Source organism: Bartonella sp. AA168HLJHH, assembly GCF_042197365.1.
In the GTDB taxonomy this organism is placed as follows: domain Bacteria; phylum Pseudomonadota; class Alphaproteobacteria; order Rhizobiales; family Rhizobiaceae; genus Bartonella.
In genome coordinates this window covers 1,535-3,452 of sequence record NZ_JBHIRS010000045.1, presented here as the reverse complement: position 1 = coordinate 3,452, position 1,918 = coordinate 1,535, and the positions used below count along the sequence as shown (strand labels likewise).

Below are 1,918 nucleotides of genomic sequence, written 5' to 3'. Positions count from 1 at the left end.
TCCTCTTCTTTTCCTAAGACAGATGTTCTGATATTGGCTAAAAGCGCGTTTTGTTTAGCCATATCGGTTAATCCACTGTAGAAGAGAGCATTTGGCATGACCAAATAGCTTGCGGTTTGTGGTACAGGGGCAACGGTAGGGATATTTGTTTCAGGATCAGGATTTGAACCAGAATTGGAGCCAAGCAGTTCGGGTTGCAAACGGAAATCCCAGAAATTTTTATTCTTTTCATCAAAGAGGTTTTGTGCAATATCGGCTTTGCCTTGGCTTGAGTCTGGTCCATAGGCACGTAGTGTATACATATCCGGTAAGCCACTTCTTGTGGTATAGCCATTTACCAGTTTGAAAGAGTTTTCTTCTGCTTTTCCAGAAACTTGAATGAGTGAAAGCCCCCGTACATTAGGAGCAGCAGAGGTATTTACTTGACTACTGTTCTTTTCTACGCGTCCTGAAACATAAACTGATGTGTTGCCAGAGACATCCCCATGGATCAAAAGTCTATCGGTTTTTTGGTCATTTATTGCAGCACCATCACTCCAAGCCGTGTTGAAGTAAATCTTTGCATCACCCGTTGCATTGTAGACTTCTTGCGTGTCTGGTTTACCAGAACCTATATGCAATGTTTGGTAATGATCTTCTGTTGGTTTCTCAAAAACAATGGAGCTGTTATCGAGATTAAGCACAGAAACATCAGAACGAGATCTTTGAGCGATATCAAGGAGATTGCTATCAGCATCTTTTTCGTTTTTGCTAATTTTCAACGTCCATTTTGTATTGTTTTTCAGATCAAAACGTACATTTCTGTCTTTAGCAATATTCGCTCTGCCTTCTAAAGTAGACTGATCAGCGCTTAAGGTGAAGGTGCCATTGGAGATGGCGTTTGCACCGACATAGTCCCAAAGCTCTTTGTCTTTCCAATAAACGCCTTTTCCTAATAAAACATCGGCATGGATTTCTGAATTTTTGATATTGGCTGTACCAATTGATAGGTCTGCATTGTTTTCGATATCGTTGTCAGTGAAAGCTCCGATAAGAATTCCAGCACCATTTTCTACGTGGATATCTGCATTAGTCACATTGATTTCATTGCTTTGACGTTTTTGCGGATAATTTTGATCTGTGTAGAAGAGAGACATGATTTGCAAACCACCGATTTGTGCTGTTGCAGAAATATCCTTGACATCGATATGTCCACCGTTTTCTGTATACAATGCAGCTTGTTTTCCAAATACTGTTCCGCCTGTCATTGTGATTTGGGATTGTGGATCGCTTGCATGTAATCCACTACCATCAGATGCGTTAATTTTAGCATTGTCTTTTATGATAATGGTGCCGCCACTCTCAGCAGATACCCCTGAGGTTTTTACATTAAATTCTCCCCCTGATACGTTTATTTGAGAATTAACAGCGGAGGCTATGCCTATATTGGCTTGAGTAACTGTTACATTTTTTAAAGTAAGGTTGCTGTTATGAGTGGACATTACCCCTAAGAGTTGTTGGTCATCGTCTTTACCACTTGATATTTTCACATTTTCTAGCTTATTTTCTTCGCTGTTTTCGTCGCCGAAGAGAGCACCCATTGCAATAGCCGTAATAGAACCTCCAGTCATCTTGATTGTAGCTTTTTTGTATGCCATAAGCCCTGTTGAAACATCCTTAATCGTTGTATTATGTAATTCAATCATGCTTCCAGAGTCATCGGCGCGTGCACCATCTTCGGTGCCATCTGTCGATGTTATAGTAATACCATTGACATCAATATGTCCGCCGTTTTCGGCAAACAATGCGCTTACACCCCGTCCGCTTACTGTTCCTCCAGTCATTGTGATCTTGGATTTTGAACCATCAGCATGGAGTCCATAAGCACTGGATGTTGTAATCTCAGTCTTGTTGTCGATAGTAACCGTGCTGCCATTTG

1 pseudogene is annotated in these 1,918 nt (G+C 41.0%); it reads right to left on the bottom strand.

The window, feature by feature from the left end:
- Positions 1-1,918 (bottom strand): annotated as a pseudogene (locus ACFINM_RS09485) (autotransporter outer membrane beta-barrel domain-containing protein); the annotation flags it as partial.